The organism is Phaeodactylibacter luteus, assembly GCF_007993045.1.
In the GTDB taxonomy this organism is placed as follows: domain Bacteria; phylum Bacteroidota; class Bacteroidia; order Chitinophagales; family Saprospiraceae; genus Phaeodactylibacter; species Phaeodactylibacter luteus.
This window is the reverse complement of the sequence record NZ_VOOR01000073.1, coordinates 1-20,705: the sequence shown is the minus strand read 5'-3', so window position 1 is coordinate 20,705 and position 20,705 is coordinate 1. Positions and strand designations below refer to the sequence as shown.

Below are 20,705 nucleotides of genomic sequence, written 5' to 3'. Positions count from 1 at the left end.
CACCCTGAGTATCATTGGACGTTTGGTGGGGATAAAATGAAGGAAAAAGCTAAAGAAGTAGGAGATACAGTTATTTTGCCAGCTCCTCGTATTTCACACCCTCCGTTTGATGCAATCTTGGCAATAGATTATGTTATAAAACATTATATGGAAAGAGACGAGTGCGAGGCTATTTTGGAAGAGTCTGAATATAGAGAGATTGTAACAAGATCCCAAAAAAGGCTTTGGAGGCCATTTGCATTGTCATTTGCTGCTCATTGGATAAGATTTGATGGAATAAATATTTGCCAAGAATTTCAGCCAGACTTGATATTTCCCGAGTTATTCAAATAAAACAAGCCGCACACCCCTCCCCTTCTGCATCCTCCACCCCGAGGATGTCGATCAGGCTGTCCGACTGTGCGTTATTCCGTTGCCGTTCTGTGCGCAGGTAGTGCTCCCGTTTGATCGCCTGCCTGCGCTCGGGCTGCGACAGCTCTTCCAACGTTTCGCCCTGCTGCCAGGTATAGCCGTCCTTTTCGTACACTTTCGCTTTTTCGTACAGCTCCGGGTGGTTTTCGTACAGCCACACCCACTCTATCTTTTGCTGGAAAAAGCAGAAGAAGCAGCCGGAACGGCTGCGGGAGTAGTGCCCGGTTTTCACTTCGCCCTCAATTTCCACCTGATATTCCCGCTTCTCGTAATAGGCGGGGACGCCCACCCCACTGTCGCGCAGGATGCGGAAGATGTCATCGCGCACCAACACTTCATCGTTATCGACCAAGGGGAAGTGGTCCACTTTTGATAGGGGGTAATCCGTCGTCTTCAGGAAAGCGAAGGCCACTGCGTTGAACGTGGGCGTGCTCAGGTCGAGCAGCATATCTAGTTTCTGCCGCTGCGGGAAATGAGCAGAGGCCGGCTCTTGCACAAGCTCGAGCATGCGGGACAGATTGGGCGCACCCGCCGCCTGTGCCTCGTACAACCCCCGCACGAAAGGGATTTGGGCATTGTCCAACACTTTGCGCACCACATCTTCGCTCCAGATGTTTTTCCGGAAAGGGAAGATAGACTGCACATTGGGGCGCTTAGAGATATACCCCTCCCGCTCCTCATCGCCGCGGATGCCCACGTAAGACACCACCGGCCCTTGCCCGGCAATGTATTGCTCAAAGGGGTCGAGCTTCAGCTTCTTGGTACACCACCTCGACATGGCCGAGGGCAAATACCCGCCGTAGACCTGCAGAAAGTGGTCAAAAGGGGCTTCCGGGCTATCCTGCGCCGCTTCCAAGCGGGTGATCGACTGCCCCAGATAAACCTCCAGGTTGTTGATCAGCTCGTACGTCTCGTCTAGCTCCTTGCCCGTATCACAGGTATAGTACTCCACCGGCAGCTCCGGGTAACGCCCGCGCAGATAAATGGCGAGCGCAGCGCTGTCCTTCCCTCCCGAAATACCAAGTACGTGTTTGACCTCTTGTGTCATAACATCTCCTTTATGAGCTTAATTAGTGCAGCTTGCTGAAGCTTAGGATCTTTAAGCTTATCGAGTGCTTGCCGCAGTTCTGGCTCGACCTCATCTACCTTTTTTTGTTGTGTCTTTGACAAGATAACATTTCTTTTTAGGGGCTCAGCATTGAAGGACGTAATTTCAATCTGATAAACTTCCTCTTTCTCCTCGTCAAAGGGGACCTCACTAAGTTCAAGTAAGTTGTCCAGCTCGCCAAAGCTTAAGCTAAGGCGATCATACAAGAGACGTTCCTCCTCATCTGAAATATCTGATAGCTGCTTACCTAACAGCGCCTGTCCAATGCTGTTTAGCCAGGCTGTTTTATCTGGCAACTTAGAATATAGCCGGTTGAACAGAGCCCTCTGCCGAGGCAGTAACAAGTGGGGCTTAAGACCTCTGTAGCGCTTCTGTATTTTCAATCGATACCCTTCAAAATCAGTATCTGTTAGTCCAAAGAAATTAAGTAGCCCTAATTCAAACCGGCCCAACAGATCATCGTAGGCACTCCTGAGCTCTGATATGCTCTGCTGCAGGCGGTCAATAAACCTTTTCAGCTCATCTTCATCGCGGTTCAGTTTGTTGACATTCAACCCAAAGCAGGCAGGAAGATCCTCAAAAAAAGTTTTCTCAAGTTCCTTTGCCCCCTTTATAGTATCCCTAAAGGCAATGGCATCGAAACTAAGTCTCTGTGTTTGTTGAGTATATTTGGGCAGCTGGGCATAAAAAACCAGAAATGGTTTTGCCGTTTCTTGAAACCCAGAAGCCGTCACACCGTCCGACTGCGCCTGTTGCGTCAATTCCCGGTAACGGTTAAACAAATCTAGCTTAACTCCCTCTATATTGAAAGTCTTTATCTCGTGGCGGCCAATCTCACGCATGAGGAGCTCTAGGACTTCCTTTGATAAATTTGGAATATACCTGCCATCTTTAAATAGGGCAAAATCTTCCCGCTTAATGAAAAGGAAGGTAATCATCCAAAACTCTAAAAAACCATCTTTCAAGCGAAAGGGAGGCTGCCGCAATGTGTCATAAAGCGCTTTTAGCTTACGCTTGCCTTGCTTTGCAGAAGCTAAAAAGTCCATCGAAACCGACCATAATGGCTTGAAGGACTGCTCCTTTGGCATTTTATTGAACTCAGCAGAGAAAGAAGACGAATGCACATGAATTTGAGTTTTCCTTAAAATGGAAAAGTAAATCGCTTTTTCAGCTGGGAACCGATCTTCAGGAAGCCCCATTAATGGCTTACTCCAGTCCTTTATGAGAGCTTCGATGTATTGCTTTTTGGCAGTATGTATACTGCTTGAGACCGATGTACGATTAGTGTGCTCATTCTTGAATACAGGCGTCTCAGGGTATACATCCCTTTGCACAATATCGCTCAACAACTTATTAAACCGCCGTTTTGTACTTGCATTGACTTCTTCACCATTGAAGTGCCAGATGACTCCTCCATTGTAGAAAAGTTCCTCACCAAATGCTTCATTCAGAAAGCTAATTTGGCTTTGTTTCAATTCAAGGAGCTCTCGCTTAGCTACCTTGTCATCATTTATCAGTTCTAGTGCCTTTTCTACAGCCCTTATGTCTTTCACCCGCTCCTTCAGAGCATCTGCCCGCTGTATTACCCCATGCAAAATTGGCAAAGGTTCCTCTTTGCTCTCATAGATGGTGTCATCTTCCTCGAAAATCAAATTTACAATACCATCGACTTCCTTTTCTTCGTGATAATCGAATTCCATCACGGGGCTATCGGTTACTTCAAACCGAAAAATACGGGGAGTCCCTGTTTCATAAGTGGCTGCTTTAGCAGGAACATAATCAAAATGTATAAAAGGCCGGGCAGCCAATGCTAGATTGCCGATATCCCCAACCTCTTCTCTGGCTTTTAGAAACAATTGGTCGATATCTATGTCTGTACCTTCAAATATCTTATAGCGGTTCCGAAAAGACTGGAACCGAATTATTTTTTGGGCTTCCAGTTTTGACACAATAGCTTCAATCCTGTTTATGCCCAAGCAAATTTTTGAATATAAGCTCAATAACTCCTGGTCAATCGCTGCTCCTGCAGCGCCCAAAATATCCAAAAGCCCGATAGCTTTAACAATTTTCAATGCTGCGCCTACCCCTTCCCTCTCTGTAAAAACGGCCTCGACACGATCTAGCGCATCCCTCAGTCTTGCCCACCTTGAATAGTCCGGATTATACTTAGAAGACAAAGTATGATAGAAGTTATACTGTAAGTAATCATAAACACTCGCAAGGCTGTAGTAAGGTTGCTCCAGGGAAGGTTTGAAACGGCGAATGCCAAAGTGTTCGTCCGCTTGCAGAAAACCAAATAACGACCGCTCATTTTGACCGTACCGCTGTAGTGCCAGTGTCAAAGCCATTCCACTTAAAGGGTCGAATGGGTACAAAGTAGCCGTAAAGGATTCGGTCAGCTCATTTTTAAGTACAAAGGCCCTCTTCTTTTTAACCAATTTAGTCAGGTTTCCATCTAACGGCTTCAGCGGCAGGTCTCTTTCCTGCTCCATGAACGCACTCGCGAGATAGAGCAACTGCTCTACAGGCTCATTAAATGCAAGCTCTTTAAGCCGGCCTTTAACCTTTTCCCACTCTTTGCGCTGAGCATCGCTAAGCCCAATAGCATAAGCATCAAAATTCTGATGCAAGGTGGTTAGCAATAAGATATTTCTATCCTCATCATTTACAAGCTCTGCTAACTCCTGAATGAAATATAGCTCCTTATCTGGGTCTACCGTTGCTGCATGCTCTAAGTATTTACCAAACTCGTCCACCACAACCACGATGCCCTCACCCTTCGCTTTACAGCTATCAGATACTTTTTCTAGTTGCTTCAGCACCTTTTTAGCATCCCCATTGCTACCTAAGGCTTCGCCCAAATCATTGGCTAAAGACGCCTTTTGACCTACCAACCGGATAAAACGGTAACCTGAAAAATGAAATAGGCTAGAATCCTGACTCACAAAAAATGCTGACTCGCCCTTAAGCTGTTTCTCTAAGGCTACCAAAAATGCTGACTTCCCTGTGCCATAGCTGCCTATGAGCGAAAACGATCGCAACCCATTGGCAAAGTTGGCAGCAATCAATTCGAATATCTGCTTACTATTATTTGTAGGCAGATAATGGAATGCATCTTTACCTTGATCTCTTATAATGTTAACAGAAGGAGAAAATTTACTTGTCATAATATAATTTAAGTACCCCCTTATGGTCAATTGGCTTTCTAAATTGTAAAACCCTTACTCCGCCATCATCAGTAAACACGGCATGCTTTGGGTAATCTTGAATCAACTCTTCTATCTTGCCCAACAAACCAGCGTCCGAAAGCGCAAATACAGATCCAACGCTATCAACATCTGAAGAAAGTTGTTTGAAATTGATGGAAGTTGAATAGTTGGGGTTCTCGACAATGCAATACAGCAATACTTGATATGGCAAATCCCGCCTTACCTTGTTCTCTATCTTAAACCGCCTGTCTTTGCCCTTTGATGCCTCTGCCTCCTTCCCTATCTGCTCAATCAATTCTAGCTCATACAACATCCTTGAGAACCCCTCCTCTATCCCCTTCGAAGGGTTTGGCGGAAGGTAGTTGCGTAGGAACACGCTAATGTCTTTACGGATAGAACTAGAATGGATAAACTGCCCAGATTCTTCAACTTGCCGCTCCAAATAAGCCCGAAGGTGTTCTTCCCTGAACTCAATACGCTGCTTGCGGAAAAAGTTGAATACAAAGTGGTATATCGATGATCTTTTCGCAGTAACTAAACGGTAGTGTAACAGCCATAAAGAAGCAGGATCCTCAAGGTAAGGGTCTAAGCCCGATCCATCCCTAAAAAGGAGTTCCGCAAAACTATTTGGCTTTTCGTCTGCATCTAGCAAATCAAAAGCTTTAAGCCAAAATCGTATGGCAGAAACCATGTTCTTCCCAACCCCCAATTCGACTACCGCCTCTTCATCAAACCTTTTTCCACCCCAGAGCAGGTCCAATCCTTTTTTCAGCCAATAATTCCGGCAATGAAAAGTCTCGTGGCCTGTAAAGTACATTGCTTCCATGAACAAACTTTGAGTGGGTTCTTTACTTTCAATCAAGGACGTGCAAAGTAAAACAAAAAGTACACTAAAAGGTACCGTTATTTATTTTATACACCACAACCCATCCCCCTCCTGCCGCGTTCTCCCTACAAAAGCCATGCTCGTTACCACCACGGCAGCCGAGGAGCGCGCCAACACCCTCACCCACGCCCTTGGGCTGCTGCTCGCACTTGCCGGGCTGCCCTACCTGCTGCAACTACCTGCCACCGGCACCAGCTATGCCGGACTGCTCATTTTCGGCTGCAGCATGGCCCTCGTCTACGCCACCTCCACCGCCTACCACGCCGTACAGCGCCCCGAGTGGAAATACCGCCTGCGCAAGCTCGACCACATCAGCATCTACCTCCTCATCGCCGGCACTCACACCCCCCTGCTGCTGCGCTACCTGCCCGGCAGCCCCTACCTGCCCCTCATTTGGGGCATGGCAGCCGCCGGGCTCCTCTACAAGCTCTTCTTCTTCGGCCGCTGGGAATGGCTCTCCGTCGCCTTCTACCTCGTCATGGGCTGGGCCGGCGCCCTCACCCTCCCCAGCATGCTCCCCCAAATGCCCGCCGCCGCCACCCTCGGCATCCTCCTCGGCGGGCTCTCCTACACCATAGGCGTCCTCTTCTACGCCTGGAAAAAACTCCCCTACCACCACGCCATTTGGCACCTCTTCGTCATCGGCGGCACCCTCGGGCACTACCTCGGCATCACCGCCATCTACACCAGCTGAGGCAGCAGCAGGGCGTACCCCGCTGCCGGGGGGCAGCGGGGCGCTACGTTGCGGGGCTCGCTAGCGCTCGGCCCGCGCCCGTGGGCGCGGTCTGCAAGCACCCCTCCACATCGCTTACGCAGCCCGGCAAGGGCTCAAGGCTGCAGCACCGGGTCTGCATCCCCGTTCACATCGCCCACCTTCACCGCCACAAAATCCTGGGCCCAGCTGTCCGCAACGGTCGATAGGCCCGACAGGGAAAGCGCCTCCGGGAAATCCGGCACCCCGGTGCCGCCTTCCTCAAAGACATGGCCGGCCGGTACAAAGCGCCAGCTCGGCACCTCGCCCAGGCTCACCTCCTGCCCCAGCACCAGGCGGCGCAGCCGTATCAGGTCCAATAGGGTGATGACGCCCGAGCCGTTGACATCGGCCGCAATGCGCTGATAGGGGCTCTCCAAGGGCACCGTGCCCAAGATGTGCTGCCCGATGCGCACCATATCCAGCGTAGAGACCCCATTGAGCGGGCCTGCCCCCCAAAATGGGCGCAGCTCGTAATCCAGCCCTGCCTGCGGCGGCTCGTACAGGGCATAAGCCCCCTCCGGGCCGGTCTCGGCTACCGCTGTAGCCCCGCCCGACAGGGCGACCTGAGCGCCGGCCACCGGCTCGCCCCACCAGGCGGTCACTGTGCCGAAAAAACCGAAAAAGTCTGTCGGGCAAAGGGTCTGCTCGTCCAGCACCTGTACCCCGGCCAGGCAGCGCCCTACCTGCCCCAGAGCGTCTATCGCCCTCAGCTCCACCACCACCGTGCCCACATCGGCGCAGGTCAGCCAAAGGCTGTCGCGCAGCAGGCTGTCCGGCTCGCCAAGGAGGTTGATGGAAAGGGAGACCACGCCCGCACTGTCTGCCAATGTATTGCCCAACAGGGCTGTGGCCGGCAGCCATGCCCCTTCTGCCCCATCGGGGCTGAAAGGGGAGGGCAAATGTACCTGATGCCCGGTGATGCACTCGGGCGTGGGCTCAGCCGGCACGGGCGCAAGGAAGGCCGTGGCGCCCCAAAAGGCGGCGCACAGAGCGGCAGCTCGTAATAATTGATTCATGGGATTCACTTTTATGGGTTTTCAATAGGGCATAGGCCCATTACATTGCCAATCGCCTATTTGGGGCTCTTTCCTGATTGCCAATCAACGCTTTATGAATAGCTTTTCATTTAGCCCGCTAAGCTCAAACGCATTGGCGCCGCCAAGCGCCTGCGGGTCATGCTGACACAGCAGGCGGGCCTGAGCCCTTGGTTTTTCCTTGCGGAACTGCTCCCAACACGCTCTAATATAATGCTTCCTGCCCATAAACCACAGGAGGCCGGGCCCCCATTTGCACTACGGCCTTCCCCGCCCATCATCGGGCGCATTGGCGGGCAGCGCGCGCTTGGCCTGCTCCTACTGCCTTTGCAATGCCAACGGGCTAGCGCTGCGGAGGGGTGCTTGCAGACCGCGCCTGCGGGCGCGGGCCGAGCGGATAGCGAGCCCCGTAGCATAGCGGCGCCTGCCGTCAGGCAGGGGCAGGCCCCATCTCCTTCAAAAAACAGCGGCCTGCTTGCTGCTTTGCCCTCCTTCGTCTCTTGGATAGCATCGTTAATAGAAAAGTAACGCTCCTGCACTTGCACTTTTTGCCATAAACCGCCATTTTCGTGCCGATAGATGCAACCTTTTGGGGCTTGCCCCCGTCTATACTACAAAAACCAGCCACAACGGCTGATGCACCCGGCTGAAATGAATACGGGACAAGACCGGCTACCGGCTTGCCCAACGCGCTACCAACGCTTTTCATAACAGTCCACATACAATAGGCTTGCCCCCGGCACATCATGCCTAATCGTTCTGAGCCGCGCGCACGTGAGTGGGCTTGCTTTTTGTTTGCCCGCAGCGCACTGCTCCACACATAGAGAACCAAGATCGTTTTTTCATACTAATCCAAGTTTACGAGGGCTGCTGCAGAGCAGCCTTCTTTTTTTGCCCCAGCTGCAAACCGGCCCAAAACATTGCGTTTCCCCCCTGAATGGCCTAACTTTGGGCGCTGAAAATATTTGGCCGGCGGCCTGTGGCCTAAAGGCCTGCTCGCCGTCTCAACGCACGAACAACAACCGGCACTGCCCGGGCTTTTTTGAAACAAGCACTGCTCCGGCCTACCGGAGGACGAACAACACAAATATGCACAAGCTCACACCCTTGCTCGCCGCAGGCTTCTGCCTGCTGTCTGCCTTTGCCCTGCCCGCCCAAAATATCGTTATCAGCGAAATTGATGCAAATCAGCCACCAACCGGACTCCTTGGCCTTAACAACAATGATAACCATGAATTCATTGAGCTCTTCGGCCCTGCCGGCGCAAGCTTAGACGGGCTCAAGCTCGTGCTGATCGACCAAGCGGAAGAAGTGTCCCACTGCATTGGCCTCGACGGGGAAGCGCTCAACGCACAAGGCTTCTATGTCATCGGCAATTTCTCGAACAGCGATATGCCGCCCCCTACCGAAACAAATTGGATACCTGACGCCGGGGCGGTCGCCCTCCTCGATCAGCCCGCTTGCGTAACCAACGGCTCAGACGCCAACAGTATAGACATGGGCAATCTTGTTGACGGCTTTGCCTATTCCGATGACCCGCCCACCGGGCTATTGGGCGGGCTTCTCGGCGTACTATTGGGCACCTTATCAGACCTCCTGTTCGGTGCCAACCCCGCTACCCCCGCACAGGAGACCGCAGACGACTCCGACTCCATACAGCGCAATTTTGCTATGGGCACCTTTGAGAACAACCAAGCCCCTACCCCCGGCGGTTTTGTGGCCAACGGCGCCCCCCTGCCCATAGCGCTCGAGTTCTTCACGGCCCGTGCGGCCGAGGGGCAGGCCCTGCTTGCATGGCGCACCGCTACCGAGCTCAACAACGGCTACATCGCCATAGAGCGCAGTGGAGATGGGCGCTCCTTCACCGAGATCGGCCGCCTCAACGGGGCGGGCACTACGCAGGAGCCGCAAAACTATCGGTTCACCGACCGGCAGCCCCTGCCCGGGGCCAATTACTACCGCCTGCGGCAGGCCGACTTTGATGGGCAGGTAGCGTACCACGGGCCTGTCGGGCTCACCTTCGAAGCTCAAGGCGCCCCGGCGGGCATCACTGCTTCCCCTACGGTCACCCAAGGGGCGGCCGAGGTGCGCATCAGCCACTCCGGCCCCGGCACCCTTTACCTTTTCAACAGCAGTGGGCAGCTCCTGCAGCAGTGGCCTACCGCTGCTCAGCCCCTGCAGGTCGACCTCAGCCAACAGCCCGCAGGGGTGTTCGTCCTGAGGTGGCAGGCGCAGCAGGGGCAGGCACAGGCTAGCGCCCGTCTCATCAAGCCCTGATTTTCATAACGGAACCGCTCCAAACAAGCACTTCAGGGCACCGTAAAGCCCCGCCACATTCCGTACCTTCGCCCCAGCAAAACAGAACGCGAAATGGAATTGGAGCTTTACCAACTGGCCATTGTCCTCATCGGCAGCACCCTGGCGGGCAGCATCAACACCCTGGCCGGCAATGGCTCCGCCATCACCCTCACTATACTGACCGAGCTCATCGGGCTGCCGGGCAATCTGGCCAACGGCACCAACCGGGTGGGCATATTCACCCAAAGCGCCGCCGGCTCCTATGCCTTTTACCGCAACGGCAAGCTCGACCTCCAACGCAGCCGGTGGCCCATCCTGCTCACCATAGCCGGTGCCATAGCCGGGGTGGCGGTGGCGGTCAACGTCAGCAACGAAGCTTTCCGCAGTGTCTTCCGCTTCCTCATGGTGCTCATGCTCTTGGTGATCCTCGTCAAGCCCAAGCGTTGGCTGCGGGAGTCCGACCTTGAGCGGCAGCCCCACCCCCTCGTCGCCATCCCCCTCTACCTTGGGCTGGGTTTTTACGGCGGCTTCATCCAAATGGGCATGGGCGTATTTTTCCTGGCGGTCATGGTCCTTTACGCCCGCTACAGCCTGGTAGAGGCCAACGCGGTGAAGGGCTTTGTGGTGGGCGCTTACACCTTCCTTGTCATCTTCGTCTTCCAATGGCAGGGGCTGATCAGCTGGCCCGTGGGCCTGCTGATGGCGGTCGGGCAGACTACCGGAGGGTACTTCACGGCCCACTACGCCGCCCGCTACCCGCAGGCCAATGTCTGGGCCCACCGCCTGCTCGTGGCGGTCGTCTTACTGGCCATCGCCCGCCTGTTCGACCTCCACCTCCTGCTCGGGGGCTAGCAGCGCCCCTCCGGCAGGCTGCCCTCCTTTTGGATTTAACCTAGAAATAACTCAGGAGGAGCCTTGCCTTTGCGGACAATGCTTATTTTTAGGCTTCCCAAAGACACCGTGGCCGGCTTGTACCGGGCAATCCTCATTCCCCTACCTAGCTTTTTTCTGCCCCCTGGCCTGCCCAAGCTGAACTAAGAGCGTGATGGGACTTTGTTAACCGGTCTGTCCCGCTAAGCTAACGGGACACTTTTCCGCTTATACTTCGCCCCGAAAATCCCTCCCGCTTTTGTGCATAAAAAGCGGGACTTGGCTAAACTCCGGTTTTCGGCTAGAAGACCATAATCCCAACACGCGCTAAAAAAAACAACACAGCACTAAGCCAACGTGCAAAGCATAAGCCTTGCACCCATTATCTATTTAACACAAGCACTATGAAAGTATTCTCTACACTCTGTGCAGCCCTCTGCCTATCTGTGGCCGTATGGGGGCAGACCGGCCCGGGCAGCATTGTATTTACTGCATTTGATGCAGATGGCGAAGATGGGTTTTCATTTGTCACGCTACAGCAAATCCCAGATGGGTTCACCATCTATTTCACAGACAAAGAATGGGACGGTAATGCTTTCCAAGGCAGCGAAGGGGTTGTTTCTTGGGCCAACTCCACCGGAGTGCCCATTTCAGCAGGGTCGGTCATTACTTTACAATCCGTCCAAAACGCTAGCATCTCTAGCGATGTAGGTACGGCTGCAAGGCCCGAATTGGGTATGGACTTATCAGGCGCTGACGAAGTGCTTTACGCTTATCTCGCTTCCCCTGCGACACCTTCAACTCCTACCAGCTTCCTTGCAGCAATAAGCAATGATGCGACTTCTCCCTTCTTTGTAGCTGGCAGCGGGGTTTTGACCAATACAGGGCTGACAAACGGTATAACTGCAACTGCTATAACAGGAGATGAGGATGTAGCCGTTTTCATAGGCTCCATCTCCTGTGATGGGAACGCAGAAACTATCCAAGACTGTGCGGCCAAGATAAACAGTGCGGATGCAGACCAAGATACTAACTGGTCGACTGCTGATGGCAGCGGAGACCAAAGTACTGATTCAACCGCTCCAGACTTTCCAGCAGACAGCCCTACTGCGGCTAATTTCACGATCAACAACAGCAGCAGCTATGGGATCCTCCCCATCGCCCTCACCGCTTTCGGGGCCCGGCCTTCCGGGGAGGCTGTAGCCTTGTACTGGCAGACGGCCACCGAGCTCAACAACGACTATATGGCTGTGGAGCGCAGTGCAGACGGGCGGGCGTTCACAGAAATTGGGCGCGTAGCCGGGGCCGGCACCACACAGGAAGCCCAAGGGTATCAGTTTACCGACCGGCAGCCGCTGCCCGGGCGCAGCTATTACCGTTTGCGGCAGGCTGATTTTGATGGGCAGGCGGAATACCACGGGCCGGTGGCTGTAACCCGCGAAGGGGGCAAAGCTACCCTAAGCCTGTACCCGACCATCGCTCAGGGGCAGGTACAAGTGCAGTTTGGCGGATTGAGCGGGCAGAGCGGCAGCCTGCAGCTGATCGGTTCAGATGGCAGGGTCTGGCTTACTCAGCCGCTGCCAGAAGGCACGGCAGGGCAGCTGTCCATTTCCACTACACACTTGCCGGCTGGCTTGTACTGGGCGCGCCTGCAGGGCGGTCAAGATGCCCCTCAGGCCCGGCTGATTGTAAGATGATGGCCCCCTTCCCCGGCTCCGCTTTTGGGCAGTGCCGGGGAGGGGCTTCAGTGGCGGGCGCCTTTCCAAGTCCCTCCGTAGCGGTAGCCGGGCTTTTCTCTTTCGGCTTCACAGCAGGGCTTGCAGACGAACACCCAGGGTTTCCCCTTGCCCAGCTGTACGCGGAACATCACCTCCCCGGGCTTGCCACAAAGGGCGCAGTCTTTAGTCTTCATGCGCTTAGTATTTTTTGTCTAGTGTAAACCGGAAAGTAGCCCCTTCCCCGGGCGCAGAAAAGACCTCGATCTCCCCGCCGTGCTGCTCGACCACCCGTTTGCACAGGGCCAGCCCGATGCCTGAGCCAGGGTATACTTTCTTGCTGTGCAACCTTCAGAAAAGCAAGAAAACCTGCCCCTGCTGTTCTTGTGGTATGCCGATGCCATTGTCAGACACCTCAAACCGCCATCTGTCGGGCAGCTCCTCATACCGTAGGCTGACCACAGGCGGCACCCCCGGCTTGTGGAATTTGATCCCATTGGAAATGAGGTTTTGAAAAAGCTGCCCCAGCTTGGTGGGGTTGCCCAGCACCACCGGCAAAGAGGTTTCGGGAAGGTCGATGACCGCTCCTTTATCGGCAATGAGGCCGCGGAGCGCCCGCCGGATCACCTCGATCAAGCGGTTGAGGTCTACCTCCTCATACCCCGGCGACTCACTGTTGGTCAGGCGGGCAAACTCCAGCAGGTCCTCGATCTGTTTGTTCATGTGGCTAGCGCTCTCTGAGATGAAATCCAGGTAAGCATGGGCGTCGTCGTCCAGTTTTTCCCGGTAACGGGCCTGCAGCAGCCGTGCGAAGCTGTTCATCGTCCGGACCGGCTCCCGCAAATCGTGGGACACGGTATGCGCAAAATTCTCCAGCTGCGCGTTCGACTCCACATACTTGGTCAGCATATCGTTGTTGGCAGCCAGTTCTTCCAGCTTTTGCTTGAGGTCGCGCTCCATATTTTTCAGGTCGGTAATATCACGGATGACCACAATGACCTCCTCCTCATTAATGGCATTGACCCGGGCCTCGTAATGCTTGAGCCCATCAGACATGAGCAGGGGATATTCAAAGGCTTGCACTTTATGGGAAGAGAGGGCCCGCTCGAGATTTTGGCGCAGGCCGCTGGCCAGATAAGGAGGCAGCACTTCCTCCAGCTTTTTCCCCAAAAAATCGTCCGGCTGCATAAGCAAGCTGAGCGATTCGGAAACGGTAGTGAAATAAGACACAAAATGCCCGCTGCGGTCAATGCGGAACTTCAGGTCGGGCAGCGCTTCGATAATGGCCCGCTTGAGCTGACGGCTGCTGCGCAGTTCTTCCTCTGCCTTCACCCGGGCGGTGATGTCCTCCACGGAGCAAATGATATAGCGCATATCCCCATCCGAATCAAGCAGAAGGGAAAACATGAGGTTGGCCCAGATGACGCGGCCCGACTTGTGCTGCAACGGGCGTTCCACCTTGTAGACCTGATGGGTTTGCTCTTGAGCCTGTTTGACCCCGTCCATGATGCCCGGCTCAGTGCCCAAGCTTTCCAAAAGCGTACCGGCGAGCTTATCACGTGGGTAGCCCAGCACCTGATAAGCCCGGTTGTTGGCCTGCAAGATCAGGCCATCGGCATCACAGATGAAGATGCCCAAGGGGCTGTCCTCGTAGAGGCTGCGGAAGAAAGCTTCTCGTTCGGCCAGGTCGCGCTCGGCCTGTTTGCGCTCATTGATATTGATGTGGACGCCAGCCAACAGCGTAGGCTCGCCCTCCCGGTTGTAGCGCACAATACGCCCCTGATCATAGACCCACACCCAATCTCCTGAGCGGTTGCGCATGCGGAGCTCTACCTCGAAATAAGGGATTTTGCCTTCGAGATGATCATTGAGCTGAGGGGCGAAGCCCAACCTGTCATCCGGGTGTACCAGCTCCCAGAACGTTTCCAACCTTGGGGCGAGCTCGTGCTGTTCATAACCAAGCATGCCCGCCCAGTGAGCACTGAAAAAGCAGTGCCCGGTGGTAGGGTTCCATTCCCATAGGCCCAGCTCGGCAGCATCGAGAATCAGGTTCGTCCTTTCCTGGCTGCGGACGAGGTTGAGCTCTGCCCTTTTGCGCTCATCGATGTTGATGATGAGCCCCGCTATGCGCTCCTGCCCCTCCAGGTGATAAAGCTCGCCCCGGCAATAGACCCAAAGGAAGCGGCCTGAAAGCTGCTGTATGCGGACTTCTGCCTCAAAACCCTTCTCCGGAGTTTTCAGGCGCTCCAGCACATAAGCCTCAAATGCATTGCGGTCATCGGGGTGCAGCATAGCAATGAAAGCCGACAGGTCCAGCCACCCACTTTGAGGCTTTTCGTGCCCTAGCACTTTGAAAAAAGTAGCAGAAAGGTGAGCCAGGGGCTCACCGGGCGTCCACTCCCAAAAGGCAACTTCTGTAGACTCGCTCACCAGGGTGAGCATTTCTTGTTGCCGCTTCAGGCGCAGCTCTGTCTGTTTGCGCTCATCGATATCGATAAAAATGCCCCGCCCACGAGTAGGGCGCCCCTTTCCTTCCCAGCCTACAGGGCGGCCACGGGCCAACAGCCATTTATAGCCCCCATCCTTCTTTTTGAGGCGGATTTCATATTCGAACACCTCATCCTCCTTTCCATAATTGATGTATTCCTGAGCAGCCCGGATAAAGCCGGACAGATCGTGCGGGTGGACGAGCTCCCGATTGAACCCTTGGGGGGAAACGGGCAATTCCTCAAGCTGATACCCTAGCATAATGGCAAAATAGTCATTGAAACGAGCAGCCTCCTCGGGGATATCCCATTCCCAGGTGGCCACCCTTGCCCCTTCCAGTACCAGCTCCAGCTCCGCCTGTTTATGCAGCAGAGAAAGTTCAATTTTCTTCTGAGCTGTGATATCCAGCTGCCCGCCCCAAATCCCAACGAGCAGTCCGCCCTCCACTATGCCTACTGTATGATTGGCAAACCAGGCCGTAGTGCCATCCGGCAGCTGCTCGCAGGTTTCGAACCCCCAAATGCGCATGCCGCTTTCAAAAAAGCGCAGGGTCACCTCCCAGTTGTGGTCAAAGCCGCTGCCCTTGTGCAGGTCCATGATGCGCATACCGATCAGGGATTCCGCGCTGTCGAGATGGTACATGCGGGCCATAGACTCGTTGCAGTGCTCAAACCGGGCCCGCTCATAATAGAGCAGGGTTTGCTCTTCGGGAGGGAGATCGCAGGGTATGGGCGGCTCGCAGGCTACATAGTAAATGCCCTCGCTTGCGTGATGAATGAAATTTTCATATTGCAGGCGCTGCCGCTGCTCCCGGGCTTCAATGCCCCTCCAATAGGACACGTCGATGGCAATGCCGAGCACATCCGCCTGCTGCTGCCCCGGCCTTTGAATAGGCACTTTGACCGTTTGCAAGTCGATGCGCTGCCCGCTTGGCGTAATGATGTAATCTTCTGGCAGCCAGACCGTTTCTTTTTCCCGGATCACTTTTTGGTCTTCGGCCAGGTAGCGGTCCACCTCAGCGGGAAACGGGTTGAAGTCTAGGTCGGTCTTCCCCAGAAGCTCGCCGGGGGGCGCGCCGTATATCTCTGCTACCCGTTTGTTGACCAAGGTGAAGCGGCCTTCGTAATCCTTGCAAAAGACCAGCCCCGGCAGGTGGTCGATGACAGCCTGCAGGTAATCGCGCTGCACGGCCAATTCTTCGGCTGCCTTTTCCTGGCTCAGCATACCGCCCAGCGCTTGTACAAAAGGGGAAAGGAGGGAAACAGAGAAATCACGCTCGGAAGACCAGTCGGCCAACAGCAATGTTCGGGCTTCTGATGCCACCGGTACGCTACTTGCGTAAAAAGTGCCCTGCGGGGCCTCCCCTACAGCCTCCGCTGTAAGCGCTATGAAATGCCCCGGCTCCGGCTCTGCCAGGAAAGTTTCCTGCAGTTCTGGCTTAAGGAGGGCTTTGCCCCATTGGTGGATGAGCACAGTCGGCCCGGCTCCGGCAGCTGCCTGTGGCGGGCAGGAAAAAAGGTAAAGCCCATAACAACAAGGCAGCATTCCTATTTTTTCAAAACTGAGCTGTAGCTTTTCTCTTACTGAGCCAGGCTGGCTCAGCAGGAGCATCACTTCCAGGAGTACCCTCAACTGGTCTGATGTCGCGTTTTCAGGGATATCGATATTCACACTATTTGCTTCATATAAGGGGCCAAAACAGCAAGATAGCTTATCGGGCGACCATAATATAAGGCAATTTAGCGCCCCCAGCCCATTCTGCCGCCAGTTCTTTGCAAGATGCCGCCTTAGCCCTTGTGCAGCCTGCCGGCCTGCCGAAGGTAAAGCGCGAAAGCCAGCCCACAAATCAGCAGCCCCAAAAATTCCCGGGCGAGTTCGATATGTGGCGCTTCCGCTTTCATTTGGCTCGTGATGGAAGGCATGCCCATGCCGACCCAATTGATAAAATCAGGCAGGAGGTAGAGGGCCCAGCCCAAGGTCAAAGACAGCCCGCCCCATAACAAAACCCGTACCGGGCGGCCCAAGAAGGCCAGCAGGGCCATGAGCGCGACCCATAAATAAAGTCCCACCCAAGCCCAGGGGTCGGGGTCGTTGAGCTGGAAATAGGCGAACAGGCCGAACAATAACGCCCAAAACAAATGCAAATAGTTTTTCATATCATCTGCTATCATGCATGGCCGTTGCCGGGAAAGGGAGAAGAGGCCAATGGAACGTGAAATAATTATTATTTTCAGCAGACCGTAAACATAATACTTCTGAACCAATCATGTTGGACATGAAAAAACTCATCTGCCTTTTCGCCTGCTTTACCCTCGGGCTGGCCCCCGCCTTCCCACAACTGGCGAGCATCTCAGAAAAGACCCAGGGCATGGAAGCCTTTGAAGGTTTTTTTGATTTTTACTACGATGCCGAAAACGGGAAAATATGGCTCAAGGTGGATAAACTGGGGCAGGAACTCCTCTATGTCAATAGCCTGACCGGCGGGCTCGGCTCCAATGATATTGGGCTGGACCGCAATCAGCTGGGCGATACCCGTGTGGTGCGCTTTGAGCGGGAAGGGCCAAAAGTGCTGCTCATAGCGCCCAACTACCGCTACCGGGCCAATAGCGACAACCCCGATGAGCGGCAGTCGGTAGCTGAGGCTTTTGCCAGCTCCGTGCTCTGGGGCTTTAAGGCTGAAGCCGAATCGGCCAGGGCAGTGCTCATCGATTTCACCCCTTTTCTGATGCGGGACGCCCACGGTGTAGCACAGCGCCTGCGCAGCAGAGGGGAAGGCAGCTACAGGGTGGATGAAAGCAAGAGCATGCTTTGGCTTGAACGGACCAAGTGCTTCCCGCTCAATGCAGAATTTGAGGCCTTAGTCACTTTTGCCGGGCAGCCCGAAGGGCAGCAAGTGCACACCGTAGCGCCTGCCCCCGAGCTCATATCCCTGCGCATGCACCATTCGCTGATCGCCCTGCCGGACGCAGCGTACCAGCCAAGAGCTTTCGACCCCCGGTCCGGGTATTATGCCCTGAGCTATCAGGATTATGCTGCGCCCATTGAGCAGCCTTTGACCAAGCGGCTTATCCCTCGCCACCGCCTAGAAAAAAAGGACCCCAATGCCAAAGTGAGCGAGCCGGTAGAGCCTATTGTTTACTACCTCGACCGAGGTGCACCGGAGCCGGTCCGCTCAGCACTGATAGAAGGGGCGAGCTGGTGGGATGAAGCATTTGAGGCCGCCGGTTTTAAAAATGCTTTTCAGGTGAAGGTCCTCCCCGAAGGTGCCGACCCCATGGATGTGCGCTACAACGTCATCAATTGGGTACACCGTTCTACCCGGGGCTGGTCGTATGGCACCTCCGTCACCGACCCCCGCACCGGCGAGATCATCAAAGGCCATGTGCTGCTCGGCTCGCTGCGGGTGAGGCAGGATTTCCTCATTGCCCAAGGCCTGGTGGAAGCGGCATATGCTGATGGGGAAAAAGCAGACCCGCGCATGCTGGAGATGGCCTTGGCCCGCCTTCGGCAGTTGTCTGCTCATGAAGTAGGGCACACCCTAGGGCTGGCCCACAATTTTGCGGCAAGCACAAACGGCAGGGCATCCGTTATGGACTACCCCCACCCCTTGATCGTATTGCAGGAAGACGGCAGCCTCGATTTTTCGGAAGCCTATGACAGGGGGATTGGCGAGTGGGACAAAATCAGCATACGCTATGGATACAGTCAGTTTGCACAGGGTACAGACGAAGCAGCAGCGCTCAGGCGCATACTCGATGAGGCCCGGCAGTCGGGGCTTAGGTACATCTCCGATGATGGTGCACGGGCAGACGGCACGGCCCACCCACTGGCCCATCTTTGGGACAACGGCACCTCGCCTGCCGAGGAGCTCGGGCGGATCATGAGCCTGCGCAGGGAAGCCCTCAGCCGCTTCAGCGAAAAGCTGATCCCAGAAGGGGCACCGGCCGCAGAGCTGGAGCGGGTATTGGTACCTATATATTTGGCCCACCGCTATCAGGCTGCAGCCGTGAGCAAACTCATTGGCGGCTATCAGTATACCTATGCGGTGCGGGGTGATGGGCAGGAGCCGGTGAGCCCGGTGAGCGCCGAAGAGCAGAGCCAGGCCCTGTCTGCCCTGCTGCGCACCCTGCAACCGGCCGAGCTGGCCCTGCCGCCTCATATCCTGGCCCTGCTGCCCCCTCAGCCTATCGGCTATGGCCGTGGGCGGGAGTACTTTAAGGCGCATACCGGTGTTACATTTGACCCGGTCGCTGCTGCAGAAGCCAGTATCGAACATACCCTCGGGCTGATGTTCCACCCTCAACGCCTGGCCCGCTTAGTCGTGCAACGGGCAGCAGGCACCCCCGCGCTCAGCCTGGGGCAGCTCGTGGAGGCTTGCTGGAAAACCCTAGACGACTACCGGACGCCCGCAGAAGCTGCGGTCTCCCGGGCCGGGCAAAAACTGCTGCTCCACCACCTGCTCCGCCTTTCCTCAGACAAGAGGGCCATGCCGCAGGTAGCTGGCGAAGCCCTTTGGGAAATACAGGGGCTGGCCAAAAGCTTTGAGCGGAAGCTCCAAAAAGACGGGCTCAGCCGGGAGGAAAGGGGGCACTTGAGCTATATGGCACAGGAAATACAAATGTGCCTGGAACACCCTGAAAGCTATAAGCTGCCGGCTCCTCCAAGCATACCGGACGGCTCGCCTATCGGCTGTGGCGGCCTTCATTAGCGCACGGGGTTAGAACGCTTACCATATAGCCTGACTGAATCATTATGCTCGATACACTTAGCGCACCCTACCCTTTTGAGTTTGAACGCGGGAAAACCTGGGCGTTCACCATTGGCACCGCCTTATTCGTGGCTTTATTCCTATTGGTGTTCCAGCCATTCGGGACAAGAGCGTTCCAATCGGACCATAAAACCTGGTTCCTGCTAGGGTATGCTCCCGTCATTGCGCTGAGCGTAGGGGCCTTCTTTGAGGGCAGCCGGGCGCTTTTCCCTTCCTTCCTGCAGGAGGAAGGCTGGACCGTAGGGCGGCAGATCATTTGGACGGGCCTGCTGACTGGGGTCGGCATACTCGCAGCCCATGTCTACTTCCTCCTTTACTTCGAGCAGCCTTTCCAATGGTACAATCTAGCGTACTTCACCGGGCTGTCCCTTTCCATTGCGGTTTTCCCCATCTCCGCCACTGTACTGCTCAGCTATACCGCTAAGCTTAAGCATTACCAGGCAGGGGCCGCTTCCGTACCAATAAAAAAAACGGCGGAAGAGAGGGCGGGACAGCAGCGCATCGTGCTCACAGGGGAATACAGCGAGGACAACCTAGAGCTCAGCGCCGCACAGCTGCGCTACCTACAAAGTGCAGACAACTATGTGCTCGTTTGTTATATGGAAGGCGGAGCGGTTCAGCAGAAGATGATACGGGCAACGCTGAAGAGTATGGAAGCGCAATTGGAAGGTGTGCCGGAGATAGCCCGCTGCCATCGTTCCTACCTCGTCAACCTATCAGAAGTGAGGCGTGTCAGCGGCAACGCACAAGGGTACAAACTAAGCTTGGAAGGCATAGAAGAAACCATCATACCGGTTGCCCGCTCGAAGGGCAAGGCCATACTGCAGTTGCTGCAGGCGCAATCATAAAACGGGAAAAACAGCTAGTGGATTGAGCCGTAAATTTTTGACCCTTAAAGGCCACGCACCAGAGAAGGCTTAAGAGCGCTTTTCGGGCTCTAGCCTGGCATTGGCCTAGCGCTGCGAAGGGGTGGCAAGCCCGATAGGGCCGAGCGGACAGCGAGCCCCGGAGCATAGCGGCGCCTGCCGGCAGGCAGGGGCAGGCCCCAGGGCAGACGCATTAAATGCCCATCACATCTTCTCTATATCGATCTGACATCACACTTTTATTTCGTTTTCGCTTGATGCTTATTTTTTCCGGATGCTTTTTCAGCAGGCTTAGGGCG

At 54.9% G+C, this 20,705-nt stretch carries 12 protein-coding genes and 2 pseudogenes; 7 read left to right on the top strand and 7 right to left on the bottom strand.

Going from position 1 to position 20,705, the window contains the following annotated elements:
- Window positions 1–333 (top strand): annotated as a pseudogene (locus FRY97_RS22490) (hypothetical protein); the annotation flags it as partial.
- On the opposite strand, the gene FRY97_RS20315 reads toward FRY97_RS22490, so the two are convergent.
- The 3 genes from FRY97_RS20315 to FRY97_RS20305 are packed head-to-tail and all read right to left on the bottom strand — an operon-like array spanning window position 326 to window position 5,554.
- Window positions 326–1,459: a phosphoadenosine phosphosulfate reductase family protein gene (locus FRY97_RS20315; protein ID WP_147169456.1), complete on the bottom strand. Its 1,134-nt coding sequence runs from the start codon at window positions 1,457–1,459 to the stop codon at window positions 326–328. The pseudogene FRY97_RS22490 and the gene FRY97_RS20315 overlap by 8 nt on opposite strands.
- A complete protein-coding gene (locus tag FRY97_RS20310) occupies window positions 1,456–4,686 on the bottom strand; it encodes a hypothetical protein (RefSeq protein WP_147169455.1) in 3,231 nt (1,076 codons plus the stop codon). Before FRY97_RS20310 ends, FRY97_RS20315 begins: the two co-directional genes overlap by 4 nt.
- The gene (locus FRY97_RS20305) at window positions 4,676–5,554 is read right to left on the bottom strand and encodes a DUF4007 family protein (protein WP_147169454.1); all 879 of its coding nucleotides are present in this window, start codon (window positions 5,552–5,554) and stop codon (window positions 4,676–4,678) included. Before FRY97_RS20305 ends, FRY97_RS20310 begins: the two co-directional genes overlap by 11 nt.
- Before the next feature lie 40 nt (window positions 5,555–5,594).
- Here FRY97_RS20305 and trhA point away from each other — a divergent pair, with 40 nt between their 5' ends.
- Window positions 5,595–6,308 carry a PAQR family membrane homeostasis protein TrhA gene (gene trhA / locus FRY97_RS20300; protein WP_211356940.1) on the top strand — a complete coding sequence of 238 codons (714 nt, stop codon included), beginning with the start codon at window positions 5,595–5,597 and terminating at the stop codon, window positions 6,306–6,308.
- 134 nt (window positions 6,309–6,442) lie between these two features.
- Here the strand turns inward: trhA and FRY97_RS20295 are convergent, their stop codons facing one another.
- Complete coding sequence (locus FRY97_RS20295) at window positions 6,443–7,384, bottom strand: dockerin type I domain-containing protein (protein ID WP_147169453.1); 942 nt, start codon at window positions 7,382–7,384, stop codon at window positions 6,443–6,445.
- 1,107 nt (window positions 7,385–8,491) lie between these two features.
- Between FRY97_RS20295 and FRY97_RS20290 the strand changes: the two genes are divergently transcribed.
- From FRY97_RS20290 to FRY97_RS20280, 3 genes are all read left to right on the top strand, one after another.
- Window positions 8,492–9,679, top strand: coding sequence for a lamin tail domain-containing protein (locus FRY97_RS20290; protein ID WP_147169452.1), 1,188 nt, complete (start codon window positions 8,492–8,494; stop codon window positions 9,677–9,679).
- 93 nt (window positions 9,680–9,772) lie between these two features.
- Complete coding sequence (locus FRY97_RS20285) at window positions 9,773–10,552, top strand: sulfite exporter TauE/SafE family protein (protein ID WP_147169451.1); 780 nt, start codon at window positions 9,773–9,775, stop codon at window positions 10,550–10,552.
- Between the two features lie 422 nt (window positions 10,553–10,974).
- Window positions 10,975–12,267, top strand: coding sequence for a T9SS type A sorting domain-containing protein (locus FRY97_RS20280; protein WP_147169450.1), 1,293 nt, complete (start codon window positions 10,975–10,977; stop codon window positions 12,265–12,267).
- Window positions 12,268–12,314: 47 nt separating this feature from the next.
- On the opposite strand, the gene FRY97_RS22485 is transcribed toward FRY97_RS20280, so the two are convergent.
- The 3 genes and pseudogenes from FRY97_RS22485 to FRY97_RS20265 all read right to left on the bottom strand — a co-directional run bounded on the left by FRY97_RS22485 (window position 12,315) and on the right by FRY97_RS20265 (window position 16,928).
- The gene (locus FRY97_RS22485) at window positions 12,315–12,482 is read right to left on the bottom strand and encodes a hypothetical protein (protein WP_170254788.1); all 168 of its coding nucleotides are present in this window, start codon (window positions 12,480–12,482) and stop codon (window positions 12,315–12,317) included.
- Window positions 12,483–12,486: 4 nt separating this feature from the next.
- Window positions 12,487–15,996: pseudogene (locus tag FRY97_RS20270) on the bottom strand (PAS domain S-box protein).
- Between the two features lie 563 nt (window positions 15,997–16,559).
- Window positions 16,560–16,928 (bottom strand): transmembrane 220 family protein, encoded by a 369-nt coding sequence (locus FRY97_RS20265; protein WP_147169447.1) that lies wholly within the window; start codon window positions 16,926–16,928, stop codon window positions 16,560–16,562.
- A 119-nt stretch (window positions 16,929–17,047) separates the two neighbouring features.
- Between FRY97_RS20265 and FRY97_RS20260 the strand changes: the two genes are divergently transcribed.
- Together FRY97_RS20260 and FRY97_RS20255 are read left to right on the top strand one after the other, a co-directional pair.
- Window positions 17,048–19,480 (top strand): zinc-dependent metalloprotease, encoded by a 2,433-nt coding sequence (locus FRY97_RS20260; protein ID WP_147169446.1) that lies wholly within the window; start codon window positions 17,048–17,050, stop codon window positions 19,478–19,480.
- 44 nt (window positions 19,481–19,524) lie between these two features.
- Entirely contained in the window at window positions 19,525–20,388 is an 864-nt protein-coding gene (locus tag FRY97_RS20255; protein WP_147169445.1) for a LytTR family DNA-binding domain-containing protein, read from the top strand.
- The last annotated feature ends 317 nt before the right edge of the window (window positions 20,389–20,705 follow it).